At 58.3% G+C, this 20954-nt stretch carries 20 protein-coding genes and 1 tRNA gene; 12 read left to right on the top strand and 9 right to left on the bottom strand.

Annotated elements, in window-relative coordinates:
• The 6 genes from KUA11_RS00555 to KUA11_RS00530 all read right to left on the bottom strand — a co-directional run bounded on the left by KUA11_RS00555 (position 1) and on the right by KUA11_RS00530 (position 7553).
• A complete protein-coding gene (locus KUA11_RS00555; protein ID WP_217408740.1) occupies positions 1–621 on the bottom strand; it encodes a LutC/YkgG family protein in 621 nt (206 codons plus the stop codon).
• Positions 618–2060, bottom strand: coding sequence for a lactate utilization protein B (locus KUA11_RS00550; RefSeq protein ID WP_254454607.1), 1443 nt, complete (start codon positions 2058–2060; stop codon positions 618–620). Before KUA11_RS00550 ends, KUA11_RS00555 begins: the two co-directional genes overlap by 4 nt.
• A gap of 95 nt (positions 2061–2155) precedes the next feature.
• Positions 2156–2899 carry a (Fe-S)-binding protein gene (locus KUA11_RS00545; protein ID WP_166317382.1) on the bottom strand — a complete coding sequence of 248 codons (744 nt, stop codon included), beginning with the start codon at positions 2897–2899 and terminating at the stop codon, positions 2156–2158.
• Between the two features lie 248 nt (positions 2900–3147).
• Positions 3148–4830 (bottom strand): alpha-keto acid decarboxylase family protein, encoded by a 1683-nt coding sequence (locus KUA11_RS00540; RefSeq protein ID WP_217408876.1) that lies wholly within the window; start codon positions 4828–4830, stop codon positions 3148–3150.
• A 170-nt stretch (positions 4831–5000) separates the two neighbouring features.
• On the bottom strand, positions 5001–5897 hold the full coding sequence (locus tag KUA11_RS00535) for a fructose bisphosphate aldolase (RefSeq protein WP_217408739.1): 897 nt from the start codon (positions 5895–5897) through the stop codon (positions 5001–5003).
• A 201-nt stretch (positions 5898–6098) separates the two neighbouring features.
• Positions 6099–7553, bottom strand: a complete 1455-nt coding sequence (locus KUA11_RS00530) for an amino acid permease (protein WP_217408738.1) — start codon at positions 7551–7553, stop codon at positions 6099–6101.
• A gap of 173 nt (positions 7554–7726) precedes the next feature.
• Between KUA11_RS00530 and KUA11_RS00525 the strand changes: the two genes are divergently transcribed.
• Positions 7727–7803 (top strand) — tRNA-Arg (locus KUA11_RS00525).
• A gap of 195 nt (positions 7804–7998) precedes the next feature.
• Here the strand turns inward: KUA11_RS00525 and KUA11_RS00520 are convergent.
• Entirely contained in the window at positions 7999–9123 is a 1125-nt protein-coding gene (locus KUA11_RS00520; protein WP_217408737.1) for an acyltransferase family protein, read from the bottom strand.
• A gap of 437 nt (positions 9124–9560) precedes the next feature.
• Here KUA11_RS00520 and KUA11_RS00515 point away from each other — a divergent pair, with 437 nt between their 5' ends.
• Entirely contained in the window at positions 9561–10232 is a 672-nt protein-coding gene (locus KUA11_RS00515) for a hypothetical protein (protein ID WP_217408736.1), read from the top strand.
• 52 nt (positions 10233–10284) lie between these two features.
• Here the strand turns inward: KUA11_RS00515 and KUA11_RS00510 are convergent, their stop codons facing one another.
• Together KUA11_RS00510 and KUA11_RS00505 are read right to left on the bottom strand one after the other, a co-directional pair.
• Positions 10285–11298, bottom strand: coding sequence for a glycosyltransferase family 2 protein (locus tag KUA11_RS00510; protein WP_217408735.1), 1014 nt, complete (start codon positions 11296–11298; stop codon positions 10285–10287).
• A 63-nt stretch (positions 11299–11361) separates the two neighbouring features.
• On the bottom strand, positions 11362–12471 hold the full coding sequence (locus KUA11_RS00505; protein ID WP_217408734.1) for a glycosyltransferase family 2 protein: 1110 nt from the start codon (positions 12469–12471) through the stop codon (positions 11362–11364).
• A gap of 161 nt (positions 12472–12632) precedes the next feature.
• Here KUA11_RS00505 and ruvC point away from each other — a divergent pair, with 161 nt between their 5' ends.
• The 10 genes from ruvC (at position 12633) to KUA11_RS00455 (ending at position 20943) form a co-directional block, all read left to right on the top strand.
• Positions 12633–13172 carry a crossover junction endodeoxyribonuclease RuvC gene (gene ruvC, locus KUA11_RS00500; RefSeq protein WP_217408733.1) on the top strand — a complete coding sequence of 180 codons (540 nt, stop codon included), beginning with the start codon at positions 12633–12635 and terminating at the stop codon, positions 13170–13172.
• Positions 13172–13789 (top strand): Holliday junction branch migration protein RuvA, encoded by a 618-nt coding sequence (ruvA, locus tag KUA11_RS00495; protein WP_217408732.1) that lies wholly within the window; start codon positions 13172–13174, stop codon positions 13787–13789. The genes ruvC and ruvA overlap by 1 nt, the downstream gene beginning before the upstream one ends.
• Positions 13786–14829, top strand: a complete 1044-nt coding sequence (ruvB, locus tag KUA11_RS00490) for a Holliday junction branch migration DNA helicase RuvB (protein ID WP_217408731.1) — start codon at positions 13786–13788, stop codon at positions 14827–14829. The genes ruvA and ruvB overlap by 4 nt, the downstream gene beginning before the upstream one ends.
• 17 nt (positions 14830–14846) lie before the next feature.
• Positions 14847–15266: a tol-pal system-associated acyl-CoA thioesterase gene (gene ybgC, locus KUA11_RS00485; protein WP_166318003.1), complete on the top strand. Its 420-nt coding sequence runs from the start codon at positions 14847–14849 to the stop codon at positions 15264–15266.
• 155 nt (positions 15267–15421) lie between these two features.
• Positions 15422–16141 carry a protein TolQ gene (tolQ, locus tag KUA11_RS00480; RefSeq protein WP_217408730.1) on the top strand — a complete coding sequence of 240 codons (720 nt, stop codon included), beginning with the start codon at positions 15422–15424 and terminating at the stop codon, positions 16139–16141.
• A gap of 3 nt (positions 16142–16144) precedes the next feature.
• Positions 16145–16582, top strand: coding sequence for a protein TolR (gene tolR / locus KUA11_RS00475; protein ID WP_166318009.1), 438 nt, complete (start codon positions 16145–16147; stop codon positions 16580–16582).
• A 102-nt stretch (positions 16583–16684) separates the two neighbouring features.
• Complete coding sequence (locus KUA11_RS00470) at positions 16685–17728, top strand: energy transducer TonB (RefSeq protein WP_217408729.1); 1044 nt, start codon at positions 16685–16687, stop codon at positions 17726–17728.
• A 26-nt stretch (positions 17729–17754) separates the two neighbouring features.
• Positions 17755–19125 carry a Tol-Pal system protein TolB gene (gene tolB / locus KUA11_RS00465; RefSeq protein WP_217408728.1) on the top strand — a complete coding sequence of 457 codons (1371 nt, stop codon included), beginning with the start codon at positions 17755–17757 and terminating at the stop codon, positions 19123–19125.
• A 239-nt stretch (positions 19126–19364) separates the two neighbouring features.
• Positions 19365–19844 (top strand): peptidoglycan-associated lipoprotein Pal, encoded by a 480-nt coding sequence (gene pal, locus KUA11_RS00460; protein ID WP_166318018.1) that lies wholly within the window; start codon positions 19365–19367, stop codon positions 19842–19844.
• 223 nt (positions 19845–20067) lie between these two features.
• The gene (locus KUA11_RS00455; RefSeq protein WP_254454583.1) at positions 20068–20943 is read left to right on the top strand and encodes a tol-pal system YbgF family protein; all 876 of its coding nucleotides are present in this window, start codon (positions 20068–20070) and stop codon (positions 20941–20943) included.
• Positions 20944–20954 lie beyond the last annotated feature (11 nt).

Genomic DNA, 20954 nt, shown 5'->3' with positions numbered 1-20954 from the left:
TCAGCCTGCTTGTGGTGCGCAGAATAGCACACGCAATGAACGCACGCCCTGTGCGCCGTGAATCAGCACACCTTCAATATCCGCCGTGGCAGACGGGCCGGTCTGGAACACAGCGTAGTTGTGTTCGCGGAACTCCGGTTGACGATACGCGTGATGGAGATTCGGCACGATGCGGGCGGGATCGAGCAGAACGATCAGGTGCTGTGGCAGATAGCCCAGCGTATTCACCTGAAGTTCCGTGTCCGTCAGGCAGACGGAGCCGGTTTCCGCCACGCCGAACGCCGCGCGGACAACGCCAATCTCCACATCCGCCAGAGAATGTGGATCCATGTCGGGCAAAACCTGCCGGATCTGGAGCGAAGGATCGCCGTGTAGTTCCGGCACCGCTGTAGCGATGATGCCCTTATTGGCAACGGCGGCGCGCAGAGCGTTGATCGGATCCTGCCCCTGCGGATCCAGCACGGAGCCGCCCATCTTGCCCAGCATGTCGGAGAAGGCTGCCGCCAGATCGGCGGGAGCCTTGGCGTCAAAAAGCGGTACGTCCGGCAGGGGCGGCTGAATATTGGGCCGGTTGGCGCGGATGGCGGCGAAGATGGCCGCGCGGCTGTCTGTGCTGCTCATGACTTCTTCTTTCCGTCCTTGCCACGGGTTCGCTTGAACCATTGGTGGAAGGTTTCTTTTGGCACCGACGGCATCTCGCGTCCGCGCGTCCACGTGTTCATGCGGTTGTAGAGCATGAAGCGCGGAATATGACGCAGCGCGCTGTCGGCCATGGGCAGGCTCGCCCGATAGAGGCGCGGGGACGCCAGCAGCGCACCGGCCGCCTTCATCATGGATTTCTTGAAGGCCGGGATCTCGTGATTTTCGGCCAGAACCTGACGCCAGTCCGCAATCTGCTCATGGATGTTGATCTTCACCGGACAAACATTCGTGCAGCTTCCATTCATCGTGGAGGAGAACGGAAGTGTCGAATATTTGTGACGATTGAAGGTCGGATCGATAATCAGTCCGATCGGCCCGGCATAGGTCGCGCCGTAGCTCAGACCGCCCGAGCGGCGGAACACCGGGCAGGTGTTCATACATGCGCCGCAACGAATGCATTTGAGCGAGGTCCAGAACTTTTCTAGCCCCAGACGGTCAGTGCGTCCGTTATCCACGATGATGATGTGCATTTCCGCCCCGCGACGAGGACCACGGAAATGCGAGGTGTACTGTGTAATGGGTGAGCCGAGCGCACTGCGCGAAAGCATCCGCACGAACACGGCCAGCGAGTTCAGATTGGGGATGATCTTCTCGATACCCATCGAGACGATGTGCAGTCCCGTCGTGTTGGCCGACAGATCCGCGTTGCCCTCATTGGTGCAGACTACAACCGAGCCGGTCTCAGCCACGGCGAAGTTGCAGCCGGTCATGCCCGCATCCGCCGTCAGGATGAGCGGGCGCGTGTGCTCACGCTGCTGCTCCGTCAGGTAGCTGACATCGGAATCGTTGGGGTCGGAGCCAAGAGTGCGGGCGAAGACTTCCGCGACGTCCGTGCGCAGCTTGTGAACGGCTGGCACGACGACGTGGCTTGGTGCTTCGTCATCCAACTGCTGGATGCGCTCACCAAGGTCGGTTTCCACGACCTCGATACCCTGATCGCCCGCATATTCACGGAAGCCACATTCCTCCGTAAGCATGGATTTGCTCTTGATAAGGCGCTTGGCGTTCTTGGACTTCAGAATATCGACGGCAATGCGGTTATGCTCATCAGCATCCTTGGCCCAATGGACGATCACGCCATTGGCTTTTGCATTGCGCTCGAACTGCTCGAGATAGGTGTCGAGATGCGTGAGCGTGTGCGTCTTTATATCGGACGCGAGCTGACGCAGGTCTTCCCATTCCTCGATCGTGTCTTTCTGCTTGTCGCGCTTCTGGCGCAGATCCCACAAGCGCTGGTCATGCATGGCCAGATGCTGGGGCGCTGCCATGAAGCGGCGGGCGGCTTCCTGCTGGTCGATCGGGTGATTGCCACGAATGATCGCGCCACGCGGCTGCGGCTCGGGACCGCGCGGTGGCATGGTAACGGATGCGCCCGCGCCGTGGGTGAGATTGGCCGGAGCGCCGTCGCTGGTGCGACCGGCGGGCGTCGTGGGCGGCGCCTGATTCTCGATGCTCATGCCCGTGCCCCATTCAGGATCTGTGCAATGTGGATGTATTTTGTCGGAAGTCCGAGACGCCGTGCGCAGCCTTCCTGATGCATCATGCATGAACTGTCGGAAGACGTGACGTATTCCGCGCCCGACTTGGCCTGATCGCGGGCCTTGTCCTGCCCCATGCGGGCGGAGGTGGCTTCCTCGAACACCGAGAATGTGCCGCCGAAGCCGCAACATTCATCTGGGCGCGTAATGTCCACCAGTTCCAGTCCTTTTACCTTGGACAGCAGGTCGCGCGGCTTGGAGAATTTCTTCTCACGCAGTTCGGTCATGCTGGCGATATTGAGGCCGCGCAGGGCGTTGCAGTTGTTGTGCAGTGTGACCTTGTGCGGGAACTCGGCCCACGGAAAGGCGTCCACTTTCAGCACGTCATGCAGGAACTCCACCAGTTCGTAGGTGTGTTCGCGCACATGCTTGACTTCGTCCGTCTGCTCCACGGCATCGAAGTTGTTGCGGACATGATTCACGCAGCTTCCCGATGGTCCGACGATGTAGTCAAAATCCTTGAAGTTGCGGACGAAAAGCTCTTCCGTCGCTTTCGACTCCTTGTGGCAGCCCGTGTTGGTCATGGGCTGACCGCAGCAGGTCTGATCGAACGGGTAGTCCACGTCGCAGCCGAAACGTTCCAGCAACTCAAGCGTCGCCTGTCCGACCTCGGGGTGGAACGCATCGACGTAACACGGAACAAACAACCCTACGCGCATGAACATTTCCTCATTGTGGGCGCGAGTCGACCTCGGAGGGACCCATCGCCGTCGTCTGACGCCGGAATTGCCCGCGTCTCGATATCTTGTCGAGTATGGGCGCGGCTGGCATCGGCCGCCATGTCCCTGATCATAGAACGAATCATGTTCATGTGACCTGAAGGACACATGTGGGTGAAACACATCATTTCATACGACACCGCCCCGGCAATGGCCGGGGCGGGCGCAAACACGAAGTCTGAGAAATCTCAGTTCTTCTGCGGCGGGCGGCTGTTGGCCGCGGCCACTTTCTTGCCCCACTGGACGAGCGTGTCGGTGCAGTCCTCGGTGGCGATATGACACTCGATGAAGGTCGGGCCTTTCTTGTTGGCCTTGGCCTTCTCGATGGCATCGGCCAGTTCCGCACCCGTGCGAGCATGGAGGCCCAGACCCTGACCGTCCTCGGCGTTGAACGCCTTGATGAGACCAGCGTAGTCCCAGTTCTTGATGTAGTTGTAATTGCCGTCGTGAATCTTGATCTCGATGACATAACCACGGTTGTTCACAAGGAACACGATGACCGGCACTTCGTAGCGGATCATCTGGCCGACTTCCTGAGCCGTCAGCTGGAAGGAGCCATCACCCACCATGAGGATGTGCTGGCGATCCGGTGAGCCAATGGCATTGCCCAAGGCCGCCGGCACGGACCAGCCGATGGAACCCCACTGCATTTCCGTCTCGACGCGCGCGCCTTCGGGCAGATGCATGCGGATGGCGTTGAACCAGCTGTCGCCCGTCTCGGCCGTGATTGTGGTCTTGCCATCGACCAGCGCATTGATCTGACGTGCCATTTCATCGTTGGTCAGCGGCACGCCCGGTGCGGAGGAGGGAATGGCAACCGGCGTGTATTTCGTGTTTTCGACCGTGGCCGGACGGCTCGGAGCCTTCTCGGACAGCGCGGCGAGGAACGCACCAAGATGGAACCCGGCGAAGCTTTTGCCATCGACCGTGACCTCGGCCAGATCGGCGATCAGGGCCTGTGACGCAGGCGGCTTGGACTGCCAGCCGACCGTTGCGTAGTCATTGAAGATCGGGGCAAGACAGATCACGCCATCGGCCTTCTCGACCAGTTCCTGTGCGCCCGGAGAGCTGACTTCGCCCCAGTAAACGCCGCGGAATGCCTTGTGCGTCTCGGGGAAGAAGCTCTTGGCGGCACCCATCACGGTCACGGCGCAACCGATGCGATCAGCAAGAGCCACGATCGGCTCCAGCGAACCCAGTGTGCGCACGCGGCTACCAACGAGAATGACAAGGTTTTTGCGGGTCTCAATGAAGTCGCATGCAGCTTTGACAGCGGCATCGAGGCTGACCTTGTCGGGGGTCGTCTCAGCCAGAAGGCTGCCCACAGGACCGGGACGCACACACTCGGCGCCGGCAAGGTTGCAGGGGATCTCGATGTAGCAGGGCTTGCGGGTGCGCAGCGCCGTGCGGATGGCGTTGTCGATCTGGGCCGGAGCGTTCTCTGCGGACAGGATCACTTCCGTGGCGCACGTGACGTGGCGGAACATCTCGGCCTGATAGCCGTAGTTCGAGTTGCCGATCGTGTGGTGCAGGATGTGGCCGGAGCCCTGATCGTTGGTGTTGGGACCGCCGGAGACGAAAATCACCGGCAGGCTCTCGGCATAGGCGGAGCCGATGGCGTTGATGGCCGACAGCGCACCGACGTTGAACGTCACGATCATGGCCGCAGCGCCATTGGCACGGGCATAGCCTTCAGCCGTGTAGCCGCAGTTCAGTTCGTTGCAGCTATAAAGCTGCTTGGTGGAGCCTTCTTCAAGAAGCTGGTCAAGCAGGACGAGGTTAAAGTCGCCCGCGACAGCGAAATGATCTTTCAAACCAATCTGACCCAGACGTTCGGACAGGTAATGACCGACAGTGTAGGTCTTGGGCATTTTGTAATCGAATGTCTTGAGCATATGCAGTTCCTCCAGAGAGTAGGGCCGACACGATCAGCCGACTCTGTGCGTGGAGGGAGTGTGACGCCTGCCCGTTGCGATAACCACTATATGGAAACACACCGATCCATATCTTGTCGATATGGATCGGTGTGCTGTCGTTGCGTTCAGATTTTGTTGACGGAAGCGTCGTAGATCTTGTCGATGGTCTTGGAGAGGGTCGCATCGAACTCCGCGTCCGACATGCCGTGCTGAAGGCCGCCAAGCAGCGCACGTGAGAAGCTGGCGATCATGCCATGGTTCTTCTTCAGGCGCTCACACGCCTCATCCAGTGGATAACCGCCTGAGAGAGCCACAACACGCTCGACACGCGGGTGTTTCACGAGATCGGCGTAAAGATCGGCCTGCTCAGGAATCGTGACCTTGAGCATGATCTTGTAATCGCCCGGCATGGCGTTGGTCGCCTTGACGAGTTCGTCATGCAGGATGGCTTCGGCGCCCTTTTTGTCCGGGCTTTTTACCAGCACTTCCGGTTCGATGATGGGCACAAGTCCGTGGGAAGCGACCTGATGGGCGAGTTCATACTGCTGTTTCACAACGGCGGCGATGCCCTCGCGATCCGGCAGGTTGATGACGGAGCGTTCCTTCGTACCATAGACGCCCAGCTTCACCGCACGGGCCAGCAGCGTGTCCAGTCCCGGAATCGGCTTCATCAGGCGCACGCCTTTCGCCTCGTCCTCAAGGCCCTTGTCGATCTTGAGGAAGGGCACCACGCCACGCTCTTCCCACAGATAGGTGGGGACGGGTTTGCCGTTGGCCTCTCCATCCATCGTGCGTTCGAACAGAATCGCGCCGATGACCTTCTCGCCCGTAAAGCTGGGGGCCGTAATAATGCGCACGCGCATCTCATGGATGAGGCGGAACATTTCCTCATCGTTGGAATAGGCCGTCTCGGGAATACCATAGGCCTTGAGCGCGCCGGGAGTGGATCCACCGCTCTGGTCGAGGGCGGCGATGAACCCCGCTTTCGTGGACATCTGGCTTTTCATCCGGTCGTTGGACATTCTTCTCGATCCCTTTTTTCTCAACACGTGATGCGTGCCTGGGACTGCACGCTAAGCCGATCCCCAACCATGCTCCCGTGCCCCGAGCGAAGCGCACTGGTCTGTCTGGTCCGGTTCAAGCCGCGACACAATTACACGACCGAAGGCGCTTCGCCACCTCTGTCCTGCATCCGGGATATGAAAACTATAAGGCGATTTTTCTCATTTGGAGGAGGCAGTCCGTGACGGAAGCACCCGGTCCGTCAGTTCGGCCGAAGGGACCGTTTCGGGCATGAGCATGGGGGGCTTTTTGGGGATACGATACCAGCCGATGACCAGCAGCAGCATGATGACGGGTGTGGCGCCGACGGTCCATGTGCCCGCTGGATAGTCAAAGGCCATCAGGACGACCACGCCCGCGAGGAAGGCCAATGTCAGCCACGATGTGAAGGGCGCGCCCGGCATACGGAACGTCGGAGGCGGTAGTTCGCCGCGACCGACTGCGCGGCGATACGCTATCTGACTGAGCAGGATCATGCTCCAGGTGACGATGATGCCGATGGCGGCGAAGCTGATTCCAATTTCGAAGACTTGCTGTGGCACGACGTAGTTGAGGGCAACGCCAACAAGATAGAGCGAGACGGTCAGCAATATTCCGCCATAGGGCACGGACTGCCGATTCATGGCGGCCAGAAAGGAGGGGGCGGCGCCCCCCAGCGCCATGGCCCGCATGACACGACTGGTGGAATAAAGACCGGAGTTGAGGCTGGAGAGAGCAGCGGTCAACACAACCAGATTCATCACGCTGTCGGCGTAAGGCACGCCAAGCGCGTTGAAGAATGTGACGAAGGGGCTGGTGCCCGCATGATAGGCTTTCCATGGCAGAAGACACACCAGAAGGACGACAGAGCCGACATAGAAGATGGCAATACGCCAGATGACGCTGTTGATGGCGCGTGGAATGACGGTCCGGGCATCTGCACATTCGCCTGCGGCGGTTCCTATGAGCTCGATGCCTGAATAGGCGAAGACCACGCCCTGTGTCAGTGCAAGCGCTGCAAATAGTCCATGAGGAAAAAAGCCACCGTTCTCCGTAATGAGATGAAAGCCGGTGTCATGACCGCCCACAGGCATGCCTGAAGCCAGAATAATGGTGCCGACGACAAGAAACAGAACGAGCGCTACGACTTTGATGAGGGAGAACCAGAACTCCATTTCGCCGAAATATTTCACACCCAGCAGGTTCATGCCGGTGACGAGACACAGGGCGAGCAAGGCGAAAACCCACTGTGGAACAGATGAGAAACTGCTCCAGAACTGCATGTAGAGGGCGACGGCCGTAATGTCAGCGATGCCGGTCATCACCCAGTTGAGGAATGAGGTCCAGCCCGCGACATAAGCGGCTTTTTCTCCGAGAAACTCCTGAGCGTAAGACACAAAGCTGCCGCTGCTGGGGCGGTGCATAACCAGTTCACCCAGCGCGCGGAGGATGAGGAAGCCGAAAAAGCCGCAGACGGCGTAAACGAGAGCGAGTGAAGGGCCGCCGCTCTCCAGTCGGCTTCCGGCTCCAAGGAAAAGACCCGTTCCGATGGCACCTCCGACGGCGATCATCTGGATCTGGCGACGGCCAAGATTCTTTTTGTAGCCTTCGGAAGACAGGGAGGGGGAGTTGGTCATAGACGGTTCGACCTATTTGGTTCGATGGAGATCATTCTGGAGGAAGAGAATGAAACGATACCGAAACGGTGTCGAGTGGCAGCTAGGTAAAGGTTTATTCGTGAACTTTTTTCATTGGCCGACCAAGGCACCCTTGGCAGGGGAATGGCTCTGGGTTACATAGACAATGGTATGGACCCGTAGCTCAGCTGGATAGAGCGTCGCCCTCCGAAGGCGAAGGTCGAAGGTTCGAATCCTTTCGGGTCCGCCAGTATTATCGAGAAATCGCAGAATAACGCCGTTCTCGCCGGCTATTAGACAGCCAGCGTAATTTATCGATCCCTGATTTCGTCTCTGGCGGCACTATGTGCTGTAGCTATCTATCTTAGTTGCGGTTTTGCCATTGTGATGAATAGCTTTGTGGGTGCAGCCAAATCGTAGTTACTTTTTGGTGCGGCTGCGTCCATTAATTTGAGAGAGAAATCTTGGTTGCGACGGGTGCGGTGTTCTTCGAGGTCGTGAGACGGCTTTCGAAGCGACGGAGTTGTCGCCGCCCCGGAACCTCAATCAATCGATGACAAAGCCATGCTGCCCCGAGCAAGGCGCACCAGAATAGGATTTCGGATGCGATCTGTGCCGATGCAGGCATGAACGATGGCTGCAGCCGCGCCAGAAGGGCGTCATGCAATGGCATAAGCAGTTTATGGCACAGATAGACTGCAAACGAGACTTCCCCGAGAAACAGGAGTGGAGAAGAACTGAGCATGCGCGCAGCGAAACGGTCCTGCGAGAGAAGAGTAAGGAGGAATGGCGGGATAAACAGGACAAATGCGATATCGGTACCTGTCATGAAGGACAGGATCACAAGAGCCGCCAGAACGGCAAAAGCCGGTAGTGGCTGGCTGAAAAATGGACGCAGTCGAAGTGCGGATCGGCATGTGATCAGGCCGAGCGTAAACTCCGCAAGGCACCGAATGGCTGGCCAGAGGGAGCCGACCCAATATACATCCAGCGGACCGCTTTTAGGGAAAGACGTGGGGTAATAGGCAGCCGCAATAAGCGCGCTGGCAGCAAGAATAACCGACAGCATGACACGTCGTTTTTCCAGCGTCAGCCATAGCAGGAGCGGGAAGACGAGATAGGCGGCAAACTCGGCGCCAATAGACCATGATGTGTCGACAATGCGCTCTCCGATTCCCAGTCCGTGTACTGGAAAAAGGTTTATGGGTAATTTTGTCTGCAGCCAGCCAATATCTTGATGGTGCTGAAGGTTATGACGGACCTCCTGAATGGTCGCCAATATCAGTACAAAAAAATAGAGAGGATAAATGCGGGCCATTCGTCGCAGAAGAAAGACAGCGTATGCTTCCTGTAGCGGCCGTTTTGTGAATAGATGGGTGGAGGATAACCCCATCACAAAGCCGCTCAACACAAAGAATACATCGACAGAGAGATAGCCGCGAGCAACGACAGGACCAATCAATGGCAGAGTGGGCAATGATCCCGCTTCGACCTGATGGTAGAGAACCACCAGACAGGCGGCCAGTCCTCGAAGACCGGTCAGAGCACGTATTTCTTGGCCAGATTGCATGACATCTCGACGTAGTTCACTTTTGTTAAAATCTCATATCGTTAAATTTACGTCAAAGGGGAACTTTTTAAGTTTTTGGCTTTCGTTATTTATTTCAAAATATGTCAGAGGCCAAAAAAGAAAAGCATCCATTCAATGCATTGCTGAAGTGGGGGCCGTTATTCTCTTTATATAGAATGACGAGGATGTAGTTGGAGCGTCCAAAAAATGAGCCGACGTGATAATTTAGTTATAGAGAAATGGGCCGATTGCTGCTGTATTCATCAACAGGAGCCTGGATTTTCGGCCAGGACTCTTCGACTACAGGTAATGTTCAAACAGGTTGGAAGGGTCCTTGCATGGATCGGGAAACTCGCCTGCGAGAAACAAGAATGGCGCTTATGTGGTGGAGGCTGTAACGTCCCGCCATCTGTACCACGATGAGTTTGACGGAAACCATGAAGATCAGAAGTTCGTTCCGGCGGATGGCGCCTGCGTCTAGTTCCCTGTTTGTCTTCCTGGCGCTTGCCGGAATGACGCCGCTTCCCATTATGGAGGATGCGCGGGCTCAAGGTGTGATTACGACCACCGAAACCACGACAGCGACCGTTGAGACCATCGATGCCAGCAATGGAGAGGTGCTGTTGCGCGATGTCGACGGCGATCTGTTTACAATCGACGTCCCCCGCAAGGCGCATGCGCTACCTCATCTTCAGCCGGGGGATCGTGTGCGCATGCATGTTGTGAAAACATTGGATGCGGCACTGGCGGCTCCGGGGTCTGAAGCGCCTGAATCGACGGTTTCAACCGCGCGTAGCTATGTCAATCGTCATCCTCGCGGGATGCTCGTTTCGTTCCGACGCAAGCGCGACCGCGTCGTGGCTGTGGATCTTCCCCACAATAGGGTGACGGTTCAGGATCCATCTGGAACGACACGGGATGTTGTTGTGCATCGGCAGGTTTTTCTGCCTCTGCTGGCTCAGCTCAAGCCGAACGACAACGTGGATGTCACCACGATGGAGGCCGTATCGTTCATTGTCCTGAACCGGGAAGCTACGCCGTCAGTGGTGGTTCATGATGGTGCTGCGGGCAGTGGTGTTCCTTCATCGCCAGCAACACCTGCTCCCTGATGACAGGAGGGAAGGGAAGTAGCGCTTCCCTTCCTTTGACGCACGAGAAAGTTCATGTCCCTAGAAGACCGTTTTTCTGATGTTTCCAGAGCGGTTTAGAGAATAAAGACGAAAACCCCTGTCTGCATGAGCGGAATTTCAGGCAGGCTTTGAATGTATCCGGTGAGTCCGGATGGTTTTGTCGCCATTTCTGCGGATCGAAAATCTCTTCGTGGATATATCCATTGGAACCAATATCAAGCAGGTGAACTGTATCTCCTGAATGGGAAGCGGGTTTGTCGCATCCAAAATAGGCAGACCGAATTCCAAGCGCCTGCATGTGCGTAATGAACGACGGAATGCCGAAAAGGTGCTCCTTCCTGAGCTTCTCCTGCCATGTTTGTTCATCTGTCAGGAGGTAGGGAGCGAGATGGTGGCCTGGTCCACGATATGTGCTCAGAGCCTTATGATCTGTTACGTCAACATAATAGGCCAGTTTACGTCGCGCATGTTCGCAGAGCAGCGCAAAAGGCTTGTTGTGCATGTGTATGTAGACAAAATCGGTTTCCCGCCAGCCGGTCTCTGCGTGTGAAGTGGCGGCATGAAAACCATGATCGAGTGTCTGCAAGGTTCGTGCTGCGACAAAAGTCTTGGTGAAATGACATGCGCGAAACCCGGCGGGAATATCGGGTATATTGAAAAGGCAGGGAGATATTTTCAACGCGCGACGCTCTCCCAGCAAAGCATTGAAATGTGCGTGAATAGCTGACCGGGAAAAGCTTGCGCCGGTCTTTGTGCAAACGCCCAAGAATTCATCGCAGTCCAATGGAAGAACAAAGTCGTAATCTCCTCGAGCGTCCCAATTGGAAATCACATTGCGGAAATGATCGTTTTTTCCGTGAAAGTCTTCAATCCGGTTGTGTTCCCGCAGAACGGAAACCCCAGCGGTTTCATACTGTGTGAGAGTATCCAGAACAGCCGGATCGGTGGAGCCATTGTCGAATATCAGGAGATTTTCAAATCCGAACAGATAGGCATAGTGACGAACCCATGCGTCGAGGAGAAGATGCTCATCGCGCTGCATCATGATGCATCTGACACGCGCCATAGATACCGGCTCTATCTTTCCTATTGTTGAGTTGCTCCCGCCTTAGTTCTTAGCGCGTGTTTTCAAGGTATTGCGTAGCTTGCGAGCTGGCTTGGGCTGGGTGCTTGACTGAAGTTCTGCGGAAACAAGTGGGGTGAAGGTTTCTTCGTCTTCCGCTGTCCGTACTCGGCGTCCTTCAGCATGTCCGTGACTGAGATAATGACGCAGAGGAGGCGTGCCGACAGCCGCAACATCAGGATTATGCTCTGTGTAGATGTTTCCATCGAAGGGCGTGAACCGGTCTTTTCGGCGTGGAGCCACTTGCCACAAACCGAATGTGGACTCTGTAGGGAGTGCCGCATCGCCCACCAGAAAAGGCGTGGTAATTCCGAGTGCGCGAAGCTGGGCGACAAAAGCAGGGAACTGGACAAACACGCCCTTTGAAAAAGCGGCAAGCTGACGAGCAGCCGTCATCGTGAGATGCCGGTTTTCACGTGCATAAGGATCGAGTTGGGCAAGCGTGCGACGGGAATCGGCAGGCGCTTTTTCGGCCACTCCAAGGCGTTGACGTGCCTGTTCGGCTCTTGCTTCGATGGGCCGGTTGCTCATGTGCAGGCAGGTGAAGGGCGTATCACACCATTCTTCGGATTTGCCCGACATTGTGCCAGCCAGTCCCTGATCGATGTGCCCCAGCGTTCCTGCGGCAATAAAATTCCTGCGGCGATCCTCCAGCATGAAACAACCTGGTCGTTCCGGAACGTTCATCAGACTTGTCGGCATGACAAGAGTGCTCTTTTCGCCAAGAAAAGCGTCGAATGCCTTGTCGATGGCGCTGCGTGCGCAGGAAAGGCCCGCATCTGTGAACGTTGCGAGAAAATCATCGCAATTGAGCATCAGGGCGAAATCGTAATCTCCCTCGGCATCCCAATGACGGATCACATTTTCGAAGTGCTGGGCCCGGCCAATGAAATCATCAGGGCGATCATGACCACGGTGGATTGTCGCGCCTGCGCGCTCATAGGTGTCGAGAATGCCCGGAATCGCGGGATCGATGGACCCGTTGTCGAAAACAGTCAGATTCTCGAAACCGAACAGATAGCCGTGATGACGGAACCATGCTTCCAGCAGCAGGGGTTCGTCGCGCTGCATCATCAGACATCGGACACGTGCCATAGGTCTGTCGGTCTCCTGTTTTCGCGGACATGAAGAATACGCGTTTCGAGAGCCTCTAGCACGATTGGGTTAAAGTGATCTTTCGGAGTTCGGGCTGCGGATAGTGTGGGTGCGGGCCCACGCCTCTGGCGCTTCCAACATCCAGCAGGTAAGAACGAAACATGATCGAACGCACCCGCCTGATTGGTATCGACCCTGGCCTTCGCTTTACTGGCTGGGGGGTCATCGACGTAGAGGGAAATCGTCTGATGCATGTGGCGGACGGCGTGATTGCGACCGATGGAGACGAGCCGGTTCCCGCTCGTCTGTGCGCTTTGTACGATGCGCTGACGGCTCTCATCCAGACTCACAAGCCTACGGAGGCCGCTGTTGAGGAGACCTATGTAAACCGCAACGGCTCTTCCACGCTGAAACTGGGATATGCCCGTGGCGTGGCTTTGCTTGCTCCCGCGTTGGAAAACCTCACCGTCGCGGAATATGGCGCGATGGCTGTCAAACGCGCGGTCGTGGGAACGGGAGCGGCCACGAAAGATCAGGTCGAGATGATGGTCCGTCGTCTGCTGCCCACCGCGACAATCTCTCGAGCGGACGCTTCCGATGCGCTGGCGGTTGTCATCTGCCATGCCCATCACCGCGCCAGCACGCTTCGCGTGGCGCAGGGGCAGCGTAGCGCTTCCGCTCGTGCACGGGGAGGGCGCTGATGATTGCCTCTCTTGCCGGGTTGCTGGCGCAGGTCGAGGCGGATCGCTGCGTCATCGACGTGAATGGCGTGGGATATCTGGTTCAGGCTTCCACACGCACGCTTTCCGCATTGCCGCAGCCACCGGAGCTTGCGCGCGTTCTCGTGGAAACCGTGGTGCGCGAGGACGCAATTCTCCTTTACGGCTTTGCGGATGGAGCCGAGCGGGAATGGTTTCGGGTGCTCACTTCCATTCAGGGCGTTGGGGCGAAAGTGGCTCTTGGCTTACTGTCCACCTTGTCGCCTGGAGAGTTGATCGCGGCAGTCGCAAGTGGAGACAAGGCGAGTCTTACGCGTGCGCCCGGTGTGGGGGCGCGGCTGGCCGACCGGTTGTTGACCGAACTGCGCGACAGGGCCGCAAAAATGCCGGGCGGAGGGAGTGGCACGGCTGCTGCGGCTATCATTGCCTCGGCTGATTCGGCAGGATCCATCGAGGGGGATGCTCTTCTGGCGCTTGCCGGGTTGGGGTTCCGGCGCGCGGAGGCTTGGCCTGTGGTGTCGCGTCTGATCGCTGATGCGGGGAAGGCAGCTTCTCTTGATGTCATCATCCGCGATGCGCTGAAGGAATTGGCCCAATGACGGAGCGTGGGGCGCTCGATCCTGCCCGCATGGAGGAGGATCTTGGCGAAGGTGCGTTGCGGCCGCAGACTCTTGCCGATTTCACAGGTCAGAAGACCAGTCGTGAGAATCTTTCCATTTTCATTGAAGCCGCCCGCAATCGTGACGAGGCTCTGGATCATGTCCTGCTGCATGGGCCACCGGGTTTGGGCAAGACCACGTTGGCGCAGATTGTGGCACGTGAACTGGGGGTGGGGTTTCGGGCGACGTCTGGTCCGGTCATCCAGCGCGCCGGTGATCTCGCGGCCATTCTGACCAATCTTCAGCCGCGTGATGTGCTGTTCATCGATGAGATTCATCGCCTTCAGCCGGCCATTGAGGAAATTCTCTATCCGGCCATGGAGGATTTCCAGCTCGATCTTATTATAGGAGAAGGGCCGGCGGCCCGTTCCGTGCGGATCGATCTCGCGCCGTTTACCCTTGTCGCTGCCACCACGCGCGCTGGTCTGCTCGCCACACCTTTGCGGGATCGTTTCGGGATTCCGCTGAGACTCGTTTTCTACACGCCGGAGGAACTTCAGCTCATTGTCGCACGCGGCGCGCGCAAGCTGGGTTTCGCTCTTACGGATGCCGGAGCTGGAGAAATCGCGCGGCGTTCGCGCGGCACTCCCCGTATCGCTGGGCGTCTTTTGCGACGGGTGCGGGATTTTGCGTCAGTAGGCAATCCAGACAGCGCACCTGTTGGAGCCGAACTGGCGGATGCGGCTTTGACCCGTCTGGAAGTGGACAGTCTGGGACTGGATGCAATGGATCGCCGCTATCTGCGACGGATTGCGGAGTTTCACAATGGTGGGCCGGTCGGTGTCGAGACACTTGCGGCCGCCTTGGCCGAGGCACGCGATACGCTTGAAGACGTGATCGAGCCGTATCTCATTCAGGAAGGACTGGTTCTGCGCACCAGCCGGGGGCGTGTTCTCGGGGAGCGAGGTTGGCGTCACCTCGGGCTTGTGCCACCACCATCAGCACAGGGTGGGCAGTACGATCTGCTTGCCGAGGACTGAGGCAGGAGGGCAGGGCGATGATCACGCACAGCATCGATTTCCGGGTGTATTACGAGGATACCGATGCTGGAGGAGTGGTTTATCACGCTCGTTACCTCGCGTTCGCCGAGCGCGCCCGGACGGAGGCCATCCGCAGTCAGGGCATGGCTCCCATCGAATTGCTCAACGATCATGGGTTGGCCTTTGTCGTGCGGCAGGCGTCGATGGATTTCCATGTGCCGGCCCGGCTTGACGATATTCTGACCGTGCGCACGCACCTTGCTGAGCAGGGCGGGGCAAGCTGTCGGCTGGTGCAGGATATTTTTCGAGGTGAGACGCTGTGCGTGCATGTCGATGTGCGACTGGCCTGCATCCGTGTGACGGATGGACGTCCTGCCCGATTTCCGCCTTTGTGGCGTGCTCTTCTCGATCGGCTCGCGGTTAACCGGTTGTCGTGATCTCAAGGCATCTTCTGCTTTGGTCGGGAAGTCATTAAGGATCGCGGCGTGATTCGATGATGGATCGAGTCGGGATCGTTGCTGTCCTCCATTGCGGTGGATGAGGGTCCCGCTGGGACGAGACATAAGTACGTCCGCAAGGACAGGAGGCATTTTTGGATCATGCGGTAGACGCGGCAAATCTCGGCGCGGCGGCGGCCGGGAATTTGTCCCTATGGGGTCTGTTCGTGCAGGCGTCCCTGGTCGTCAAGCTGGTGATGCTTGGCCTGATCGGGTGCAGCATCTGGGTGTGGGCGATCATCTTCGACAAGATTGTGACTCTTCGCCGCGTGGAGCGTCAGGCAACGGCTTTTGAAGACCGTTTCTGGTCCGGTGGGAGTCTTGACGATCTATATGAAAGCGAAGGTGCCAAGCCCACTCATCCGATGGCAGCCATTTTTGGCGCAGCTATGGGCGAATGGCGCCGGTCTTCGCGGATTCCGGGCGTGGATCTCGTGCATGGCGGCGTGCAGGAGCGCGTTGACAGGGCCATGTCGATCACCATCACCCGCGAGATGGACCGTCTGGAACGCTGGATGATCTTTCTGGCCACCATTGGTCCGGTTGCGCCGTTCATCGGTCTCTTCGGCACCGTGTGGGGTATCATGCATTCGTTCAGCTCGATTGCCGCAATGCACAACACCAATCTCAGTGTTGTGGCGCCGGGCATTTCAGAAGCGCTGTTCGCGACCGCCATCGGTCTCGTGACCGCCATTCCCGCTGTGATTGGCTATAACGTCATCAGTAATTCGCTGGCGCATTTTCAGGACCGCCTGGAAGGTTTCGGCACCGAGTTTGCCGCGATCCTGTCACGTCAGTCCGAGGAAAGGGCGTAAGTCATGGGCGTGTCGCTCGGAGGAGGGAGAGGTCCGCGCAGGCGTCGTCGGCCGATGTCGGACATCAACGTCACGCCGTTGGTAGACGTGATGCTCGTCCTGCTCATCATCTTCATGGTCACATCGCCCATGATGACGAGCGGCGTGAATGTCGATCTGCCCAAGACCGATGCCAAGCCGGTGAACACCGACACCAAGCCGATCACCGTCTCCATCAAGGCGGACGGTTCGATCTATCTTGGGGACAATCCGGTTTCGTCCGATCAACTGGTGGAGCAGCTCAAGGCTGCGGCCCAGAACGATTCGGAGCATCGCATCTTCGTGCGCGGCGATGCTCATATCGACTACGGCAAGGTGATGCAGGTGATGGGGCAGATCACGGCCGGTGGCTTTACGCATGTTGCGCTTCTGGCGCAGCAGCCCGCTGCTTCGGGGCAGTGAGTCCGCCCCGATGATCCGCTTTTTCACTTCTTTCCTGTTCCAGCGCTCCGGCAGTCGCATGGCGGCTGGCCGGAGTGCTGGCTGACGTCGGGAATCTTTCGCATGGTACGGCCTCGCCGTTCCGAAACAATTCTCATGCGGCGCTCGACCATAGCGTCTGCCATGCTGCATTTTCTTGGGCTGGCGGCGTTCCTGATCGTCATTCCTCAGCCGAAACCGCCTGAGGAGCCGAAAGAACCCCCTCCGGTCGAGATGGAGTTCGAAGAGGCGTCAGGGGAGACTGGCTCACCCGCCAAAGCCGACAAGGCTGCGAGCGAACCTGCGCCCGCAGCCCCGGAGAAGTCTGAGGCTCCGCCAACGCCGGAACCGCCCAAGCCGTTGCCGCCTGAGGAGACGCCTCCACCACCTCCACCGCCACCACCCGTGCCACCTCCGCCCGCGCAGGAAGCGCCTCCGCTGCCTGACACGCCGATTCCGCCCAAAGTGGAAGAGCCGTCACCGGATGCGGAAAAGACCCCGCCCACGCCACCGGTGAAGGCGCAGCCGAGTCACGCTGAAGTGCCTCCGTCGCTCTCCAAGCCGTTGGAAACGTCGCATGTTGTGGCACCTCCGACGCCGTCACCGCAGCCGACGGACACACTGCCGGACCTGCCTGTGCCCTCGCACATCACGCAGCCCAATCCGGCAAAGAAGACGCAGGCGGATTCGCATTCGCTTCTGGAAACCTTGGATTCGTTCCGGGCTGACACGAAGCAGACGCATGCCCCCAAGTCTGAGGCGAGTGCCCATTCCGGAGGATCTCCCAAGGGCGGTGGCACCCCGAACGGCGACATTACGGGCAAGATGAGTTCGGGGGAGCAGAAGGCCATCGGGGCTTCCGTGCGTCGCTGCTACACCGAGGACACAGCGGCCAAGGATTACGCCAGTTTCGTCGCTCATTTGATTGTCACGGTGGACGCGACTGGCGAGGCCCGCATGGTCAGCTTCGCGCCGGAGACGCAGGCACGGATGAATTCCGATGCGTCCTATCGCGCCCTTGCCGAACGCGCGCGGGCAGCGGTGCTCAGTCCCACCTGCGCCAAGCTGCCGATTCCGAAAAACCTGCTGGGTCAGACCCATCAGTTAAAATTCATCTTCCGGCCATAGGCCACACAACCGAGAGGACAGGAACCATGGTTTCGACTCATGAGCATTACATCGGAGACCGTGCGGCGGAAGCGCTCGCAGAGGCCTACGTTCCGCGTCGTCTCAACCGTCGCGCCTTGCTGGAAGGCGGCGTGGTGGCTGGTGCCGGACTGGTGGGCGGTCTGTCGGTGGCGCCACTTGCCGCACGGGCGGCCGATGCTCCCGCAGCCGAAATTACGGTCGATCAGGCGCGCACGGCTCCGATCCCCATAGCCATCCCGTCCTTTGGCGGCGGTGTGGGGCAGAACATCACCCAAGTCCTGACCAACGATCTGTCGGGCACCGGTCTGTTCAAGGTGTTGCCGGGTTCTTCCATGTCGGGCACGCCCGATTTTGCGCCTTACAAGGCGATGGGCGCACATGCGGCTGTGACGGGCACGGCTTCGGGGAGTGGCACCATCCGGCTGGAATTCCGTTTGTGGGATGTTCTGGCGGGCAAGCAGATTCAGGGTACGGCTTACACCACCAGTGAAGCCAACTGGCGCCGCATCGCGCATATCATCGGCGACGTGATCTACCAGCGGATGTTGGGTGAGAAGGGCTATTTCGACACGCGCATCGGGTTTATTTCCCGTTCCGGCTCGGTTCACCAGCCGCGCATGCGTCTGGCGGTCATGGATCAGGATGGGGCGAACTGCCGCATTCTGAGCAGCAGCCAGACGAAGCTGCCAGCGTTCAGTCCGGTGCGCGATCAGATCGCGTTCCTGTCTTACAGCTCAACCGTGCCGCGTATTTATGTGTTCGATCTTGCTACGGGTCGTCAGCATATTATCAGCGATTTCAACGGCGTGCCGCTTGGTCCGCATTATTCGCCGGATGGAAACACATTGCTGGTGCCGGTCGCGCGTGGCAGCGGGTCTGAACTCTACAGCGTCAATATCGCTTCCGGCGCCAAGCGGCAGCTTACCTCCAGCGGTGGGGCCATTAACGTCAGTCCGAGCTTCAGCCCGGATGGATCGCAGATCGTCTTCAACTCTGATCGCGGCGGTGCTCCGGAACTTTATATCATGAGCGCAGGCGGCGGGAACGCACGGCGTCTGTCCTACGGCAGTGGGCATTATGGAGATTCGGTCTGGTCGCCGCGCGGTGACCTGATCGGGTTCACCCGTATCTCGGGTGGCGCGTTCTCGCTGGGTGTCATGAATCCGGATGGCACCGGCGAGCGGATCATGACGCAGGGCTACACTGTCGAGTCGCCCAGTTTTTGTCCGAACGGTCGCGTGCTGGCCTTCTGCCGTAGCGCCAGTGGTGGGGCTGCCTATGGAATCCGGACCATCGATATCACCGGGTTCCATGAGCGCGGAATCCCCACGCCTGAAGGCGGTTCCAGCCCGACATGGTCACCGCTGAACGTCTGATTGCAGTCTGTCGCGATCCTGCAACAGTGCAGGTTTGCAATGTTGTGATTGGAAAAACACTTCTGCCGAAGGGAGGGCGCTTGACCTTCTTTCGGCGTTATGGCTTACGAGATGGTAACCTCTGGTTGCCGGACGCTACCTCGTCCAGTCGCCGGAAGTGGTGAAAAACCGGCCTGTTTTCCGCGTATCATTCACTTTTCAGTGTTCCGCACAGCGGGACTGATCTCAGGATCAAGACAATGCGACTGAAGCTTCTCGGTGCACTCGGCGTAGCAGCCCTTCTGGCTGGCTGTGCCAACGATCATCCCAATACAGGCATCGCGACAGGCGAAGGTGCAGCGGTGCAGCCGAGCGGTCCGGTTCCGGGCAGTGAGGCAGATCTGGTTGCCAATGTTGGCGATCGCGTCTTTTTTGCTCTGAACCAGAGCGGCCTGACGAGCGATGCGAAAGCGACTCTGGACAAGCAGTCTGACTGGCTTGCCAAGTATCCGCAGGTTTCCGTTCAGATCGCCGGTAACTGCGATGATCGTGGCACGGAAGAATACAACCTTGCACTCGGCCAGCGTCGTGCGAATGCGGCTCGCGATTATCTCGCAGCCAAAGGCACGACCAGCTCGCGCATGACCACGATCTCTTATGGCAAGGATCGTCCGACGGCGACGGGTGAAGGCGAAGATGTCTGGGCCCAGAACCGTAACGCGATCACGTCGGTTCAGTAATTTTTTCGGGACGGCTTGTTTCATCAGGTTGATGGCCGGACGGATGCGAAAGCGTCCGTCCGGCCTTTCCTTTTTGTGGGATGGCGTTCATCCCTCACATGTTTGACGCCTTTGCTGGATGGGCTAAACCCGAGAGATCGCAGATGGATGCAGTTCAATGCTGACATCCTGTTGGCCGGAACAATGCCAGAGGAGACGGCTTAAAGGCCGCACAATGCTCGTGATGACAGCACTCGTTCAGTCTTTTTGTCGTTTCCGCCGCATGTCCGGTCTGTTGGCCGCTACAGCCCTTCTCGGGTTGCTTCCTCTGACGGCACACGCCCAGATGACGAGCCGCGAAGGGATCGAACTGCAGAATCAGATCATGGATCTGAAGCAGCAGCTTTCTCAGGTCCAGAGCGGGGGAGGCTCGTCTTCGGTTCTGGCGCCTCCCGTGGCGCAGGGTGCGTCCCAGACAAGTGGTGCGAGTGGTGATCTGGTCGCTCAGCTTGTGGATCGTGTGAATACGCTGGAGGAGCAGCAGCGTGAAATGCGGGGACAGATTGAAGATCTGACCAATCAGCTCAAGGAAAAGAGCGCGTCTCTTTCCAAGCAAATGAGCGACATGCAGTTCGCGGCACAGAATGGCGGTGGTGCTGTCGCTGGAGGCGCTGCTGCTGCGGCAGCTTCTTCACACGCGGCGTCTTCTTCGTCGTCTCATGATGAAGCGGCTGCCAGCACGCCTGCGAATTATCTCAAGGCCGGCCACGATGCGCTGCTCAAGCGCGATTACGCTGGCGCGCAGGAGAATGCGGAATCCGCGATTGCGCATGGCAAGGGAGCCACGAAAGTCGAAGGTCAGTATCTGCTGGGACAGTCCCTTGCGGGCCAGAAGCAGTATCGGCAGTCCGCTGTTGCTTATTACGATGCCTATCGCTCCTCTCCCAAAGGCAGCAAGGCACCGTTCGCGCTGCTTGGCGTGAGCGCTTCTCTGATATCGCTTGGCGACAAGAAAGCAGCCTGTCAGGCGCTGGACAAGCTGAAGACGGAGTTTCCGTCGGCCAGCGAGCAGGTGTCTCATTCAGCCAGCGTCTTTCGCAAGAAGGCGTCCTGTTCCTGATATGTGTGGGA

Source organism: Acetobacter estunensis, assembly GCF_019083805.1.
Lineage (GTDB): Bacteria > Pseudomonadota > Alphaproteobacteria > Acetobacterales > Acetobacteraceae > Acetobacter > Acetobacter estunensis_A.
This window is presented reverse-complemented; position numbering and strand designations above follow the sequence as displayed.